Below are 4,775 nucleotides of genomic sequence, written 5' to 3' on the forward strand. Positions count from 1 at the left end.
TTTTATTGGTGTCGAATTCTTGATCATTGGAACTGGAAGCTTCGGTTTGAAGGCCGCCAGATGAGTTCGCGAAAGCCCATGATCGATGATGGGCAACGGTGTCGAGCTTCACCAGCAGGAAGGCCAGTGAGGCCAGCAGGAAATAGCCTATCTGAAAATGCGGGATGATCATGGTGCCCATGGCGACGGTGGGCTTGCTTCAGAAGAGCCTACCCCGAGCAGCGATCAAGCCGATCTTCTCTCCTTCATCCTTGGGCATGAACGAAATCGCTTCTGCCATCGCGACGAAGCTCACGGAGGCGAGATATGTGGTCGTGATGAGCCATATCCTATTCCCCCGGTGGCCCGCCGCCGCACGAGCGCGACCGGACCGCGGTCGCCGGGAGGGCCGGGATGGACGACCAGGCAGCGCACGCTGCGCCCAACGTCGTCGGGAATCGCCTGCTTCAGGAACGGCGCGATCACAAGGTCCGGCCGATGCAGCGCCACGCTCTCGCGCGTGATCTCGGCATGGATGTCGAGCTCGACCGCGACGTCGTGGCATCGCTCCCTGAGCTCGCCTGAAGCCGCTGCGTCAGGCTGTTGAAGGAATGCGACAGGAGCAGGATGCGATGATTTACCTCAACAGATTCTCGGCAATTGCTCGCCCGACAGCCAGTCGACGATCCGCCCGCCGCCGAAGCTCGTGGCCATCTGCACGAAATGATGATCGTCGGCCAAGGCCTCGCCGATGTCGGCGGCGTCGCTGACAAGCGGATGCGCCCGCATCGCGGCCAGCACTGCAGCAGCATTTTCGGGCGCCACGATCGCGACCAGCTTGCCCTCATTGGCGACATGGAGCGGATCGAGCCCGAGCAGCTCGCACGCTGCCGCGACGCCCGGCTTGACCGGGATCGCCTCCTCGCGAAGATGGAAGCCGAGGTCGGACTGCTGGGCGATCGCGCGGCATTCTACCTTTACGTCGGGGATGCCGATAGCGCGCTCGAACGAGCAATTGCCAATGGCGCGGAGCTCGTTATGGAGGTCGCCGATATGCCTAATGGCGACCGCCAGGGTGGTATCCGCAACATCGCAGGCAATATCTGGTGGGTTTCGCAACGTCTTACGGCTGAGCCTTACTTCAAGACTGATAAACTATGACAGCGCGGCATCGCGCCAATGGAAGCAAGACCGGGGTACCAAACGCGGGCATCGCCTGCACCGCGATCTGCAAATGGGTCTTTAGCTTCGACAACAAAATCTACCAACAGCGCCACGGCGTTGAAAACGCCTTTTGCAGGCTAACGGACTTCTCATACATGAGGATTTCATGAAAACACGTAAGGTAATCATAGCAGGATGATTTACAGTTGACCCGAATAAGCGGGACGATGTTGTTAAAGCGCACGAGGATCTCGTAAAACGCGCTCGCCACGCTTCCGGATGCTTTGACTTGGCGATAACGGCTGATCCGGTTGACCCGGCGCGGATTAACAATTTCGAGTTTTGGCTGTCTGAGGAGGATTTGAATTCATTTCGTGCAATTGCCAATCCTCCCAAGGCGATTACTCCAATCGTGAAAGTTGAAATCCAGAGCATGAAATCCATAAATCGGGACCGCCATTCTAATAGGGCGACAGCGTTCGCCTTCGAAATTGAAAATCTTAAGACCCCCCCGGAAGATTTCTCCACCTCCGAAGCAACGAACCACACTTCTACCTCCGGCCGGCTGACATCCACAGCTATGTCAGCTTTGTCGAACGATGGTTTGACGTTACAATTGAAACCTTGCTGAGCAAGGCTCGTTGTCCGAAAGTTGCCTCGAGGAGATAGGGCACACTACCGCAATCAGGACCTCAACGTCGCTTGCTCCTGTTGAGACCAGGATGGGGACAAGGTCGCCAACTGCATATCTACTTCTCGCCCTTTTTGACTTTCGCCATACCCGATTGAAAACACCCGCGGCTGCAACCGCTGCTCCGGCCCCTCGTTCGTCATTGCCCTTCAGATCAAGATTGGGCATCAAAGCACCTCGAGTTTCCGGTCGCACCTTCTCCTTTTCTCAACGCGTTATCTTCGTTCGTGCCCTATCCTTGGATCGTTAGCTGTGTTGCGTGGCTGAGCGCTTGGTTTGCGGGATGGGCACAAGCAACAGGCCATCGGTTTGGCTGTTCGGATGGCCGTTGACGATCCTCCCGATGACGTCGGGTCAGATAGGCCTGCGGTTCGACACTGCGGAGTTTGCAGATCTGACAAGGCGATGACAGCCAGTGTTCGCCGCCGCCGTCGGAGCTGGCGCGCACACCGCACCAGTTTCGCGCCAGAAACAACCTAATCGAAACACAACAAACGCGAACGAAATCATCAAAAACTTCAGGAAAATCAACGAACCCAACCATTATCCCATCGCTCACAACGGTCTGGTTGCAGGTTTGATTCAGGCAAAACTAGCAACGAGATCGATTGCTGGTCACAGTCTTTTGGTGAGGGTGCCGGATTCTCGCCCCAGTATTTGCCACGTGCCAAAGAGCTGGATGTAACCCTTCCTAGCAGCACACACTTCGGCGGGCGAAGGCCTTCCGAGTTCCATCCCTTTTTCTTCGCCGCGGCATCCAATTGCACGACGAGCTCATAGCGGCCGTTCCGCTTAGGCACCGACCAAGCATGATGCTCTGGATGATCACCGACGCCGACATTTTGTGGAATGGCGCTAGCGCAGGTGCGTGCACCTCGCTGAGTTGCGCGCTCACCTAGAGGTTCGATCGTGCGGGAAGCGCATCGAAAATTGTCCTTGCAGACGAATCCAGACAAGGCGATCTTACGCCTTGCGCGCGTACTTGCTCGTCTGGCCGCGAGGGAAGATCATGAAAGAGAGATCGCCGATCGAAGAGACAAGGAAGAGGGCGACGATCTATGCTCGGTTCTCAACCGATCTTCAGAACGAGCGTTCGATTGAAGATCAGCTTTCACTTGTCAAAGCTATGCAGAGCGCGAAGGCTTAACGGTTATCAGCACCCATGAAGATCGGGCTCGCTCAGGTGGCTCGGTCATGGGACGCGAAGGCCTTCTGCGGATGTTGGACCAAGCGCGGGAGAGATCCTTTGACGTAGTGATCGTCGAAGCGCTCGATCGCCTCTCTCGCGACATGGAAGATCTCGCAGGTATCCATAAGCGACTATCTTTTCTCGGCATCGAGATCCGGGCGGTCCACGAAGGCGTCGTTAACACCGTGCTGGTCGGTCTTCGCGGCCTGGTCGGACAACTCTATCGTGAGGACAACACGCACAAGGTGCGGCGTCGCCAAGCAGGCCGGGTCAAGCAAGGTTTGGCTGGAGGTGGCCTAACATACGGATACGATGCGGTCGCCGGAAAGAGCGGCGAACGAGTCGTCGTCGAGGCCGAGGCACAAGTGATCCGCCGTATCTTCCAGGAATACGTGGACGGTCGGACGCCTCGCGAAATCGCGCACGATCTCAACAAGGAGAGGTATCACCTCCGCGGGGGCGGGCATGGAATGCCTCAACTATTAATGGCAATCTCGAGAGGGGTACCGGCATTCTGCAGAACGAGCTTTATGTAGGGCGCCTCGTCTGGAACAAAGTCAGGATGGTGAAAGATCCCGACTCGGGAAAGCGCCTGTCACGACCAAATCCTAAGAGTGACTGGCAGGCGGCTGAAGTGCCGCATCTTGCAATTGTCAATCCAGAGCTGTTCAGAGCTGCTCAGCAACGTAAAGAGGAGCGCGGTCATACCCATCCCAGCCATCAACGTCGGCCACGTCGGATGTTATCTGGCTCCGTTGCGGCTCATGCGGCTCGGGCATGGCAACCAATGGAAGGGACAAATCAGGGCGCGTTCGCATTCGCTGCTCGGCGGCGACGGAGAGCGGCACGTGTCCGGACGCCAAGACTTTTTATTTGGACACTGTTGAGAGCGCGGTCCTCAACGGGCTAAAGGCCGAATTGCGCGCGCCGAAGGTTATCTCAGAATACGTACGCACGTATCTCGAGGAGCGGAAGCGCCTCGCAGCCACATCACATGCAAAACGGCAGCGCCTTGAGCGTAAGCGCTGTTCAGCGGCCACCTACCGGATGACGGGGCGATCTGCGAGTCTGCGGTTCGGTTTCGACCGTTAGGCTTAGAATGGACACAGTGCATACTGCTATCACGGAGCCGGTGCGGCGGCTTGAGGTCTTCACCGGAGCCGGTCGTCGGCGGAAGTGGAGCGACGAGGACAAGGCGCGGATCGTTGCGGAGATCGTGGCGAGTGGCGACTCGGTGTGTTCCGTGGCTCGACGGCATGGATTGTCGCCGCAGCAGCTGTTTGGCTGGCGGCGTCAGTTGCGAGAAGCCGCAGGCGGTCATTCCGAGGCGGACGAAGTACAGTTTGTGCCGGCGGTGATGGACGCTGTGGTGCCGGCGCCGACTGCTCACCGGGAGCGCAAAGCGGTGCGCAAGCCAGATAGCGGAATCATCGAGATTGAAGTCGACGGCATCACGATCCGAGCCGGTCGTGGAGCGGACACGGCGAGGATTGCGTCGATCGTCCAGGCGCTGAAGGCGAGCCGGTGATCGGTCCGTCAGGCGCGGTCCGGGTGATGGTGGCGACCAAACCGGTAGACTTCCGCAAGGGCATGGAGGGTCTTGCGACCCTGGTGCGCGAGAGCATGGGTGCAGATCCATTCTCGGGAGCTGTCTATGTGTTCCGGGCCAAGCGGGCCCAACACGCGACATTCTGCATACAGTCTTCGAAGCGCGACAATTGCATATCCGTGGCATCCGCTTTTTGGACGGAC

6 protein-coding genes and 4 pseudogenes are annotated in these 4,775 nt (G+C 58.0%); 7 read left to right on the top strand and 3 right to left on the bottom strand.

Going from position 1 to position 4,775, the window contains the following annotated elements; all coding sequences use genetic code 11:
- Positions 1–181, bottom strand: a 181-nt coding sequence (locus AC630_RS41470; RefSeq protein ID WP_143198742.1) for a hypothetical protein, incomplete at its 3' end; no start/stop codon positions are given.
- Positions 182–393: 212 nt separating this feature from the next.
- On the opposite strand from AC630_RS41470, the gene AC630_RS46090 reads away from it, so the two are divergent.
- Positions 394–564: a hypothetical protein gene (locus tag AC630_RS46090; RefSeq protein ID WP_167561390.1), complete on the top strand. Its 171-nt coding sequence runs from the start codon at positions 394–396 to the stop codon at positions 562–564.
- Positions 565–621: 57 nt separating this feature from the next.
- Here AC630_RS46090 and AC630_RS41480 read toward each other — a convergent pair.
- Positions 622–939 (bottom strand): annotated as a pseudogene (locus AC630_RS41480) (AIR synthase-related protein); the annotation flags it as partial.
- Between the two features lie 415 nt (positions 940–1,354).
- Between AC630_RS41480 and AC630_RS44985 the strand changes: the two are divergent.
- Positions 1,355–1,774: pseudogene (locus tag AC630_RS44985) on the top strand (putative quinol monooxygenase); the annotation flags it as partial.
- Positions 1,775–2,080: 306 nt separating this feature from the next.
- Here the strand turns inward: AC630_RS44985 and AC630_RS47620 are convergent.
- Positions 2,081–2,276: pseudogene (locus AC630_RS47620) on the bottom strand (transposase domain-containing protein); the annotation flags it as partial.
- Here AC630_RS47620 and AC630_RS44990 point away from each other — a divergent pair.
- The 5 genes and pseudogenes from AC630_RS44990 to tnpB all read left to right on the top strand — a co-directional run.
- On the top strand, positions 2,250–2,519 hold the full coding sequence (locus AC630_RS44990) for a hypothetical protein (protein ID WP_143198744.1): 270 nt from the start codon (positions 2,250–2,252) through the stop codon (positions 2,517–2,519). The pseudogene AC630_RS47620 and the gene AC630_RS44990 overlap by 27 nt on opposite strands.
- 467 nt (positions 2,520–2,986) lie before the next feature.
- Positions 2,987–3,663: pseudogene (locus AC630_RS47625) on the top strand (recombinase family protein); the annotation flags it as partial.
- Positions 3,664–3,800: 137 nt separating this feature from the next.
- A complete protein-coding gene (locus tag AC630_RS47630) occupies positions 3,801–4,115 on the top strand; it encodes a hypothetical protein (protein WP_245330664.1) in 315 nt (104 codons plus the stop codon).
- 7 nt (positions 4,116–4,122) lie between these two features.
- Positions 4,123–4,551 (top strand): IS66-like element accessory protein TnpA, encoded by a 429-nt coding sequence (gene tnpA, locus AC630_RS41495; protein ID WP_074124182.1) that lies wholly within the window; start codon positions 4,123–4,125, stop codon positions 4,549–4,551.
- A partial coding sequence (gene tnpB, locus AC630_RS43175) for an IS66 family insertion sequence element accessory protein TnpB (protein ID WP_143198745.1) occupies positions 4,548–4,775 on the top strand: 228 nt, incomplete at its 3' end. The genes tnpA and tnpB, both read left to right, overlap by 4 nt.

Origin of the sequence: Bradyrhizobium sp. AS23.2 (genome assembly GCF_001908185.1) — a bacterium.
Lineage (GTDB): Bacteria > Pseudomonadota > Alphaproteobacteria > Rhizobiales > Xanthobacteraceae > Bradyrhizobium.

What these genes read in the sequence shown, in the direction of transcription:
- tnpA (WP_074124182.1), top strand. Translation starts at nt 4,123, where the DNA reads ATGGACACAGTGCATACTGCTATCACGGAGCCGGTGCGGCGGCTTGAG.
- AC630_RS47630 (WP_245330664.1), top strand. Translation starts at nt 3,801, where the DNA reads ATGGCAACCAATGGAAGGGACAAATCAGGGCGCGTTCGCATTCGCTGC.
- AC630_RS46090 (WP_167561390.1), top strand. Translation starts at nt 394, where the DNA reads ATGGACGACCAGGCAGCGCACGCTGCGCCCAACGTCGTCGGGAATCGC.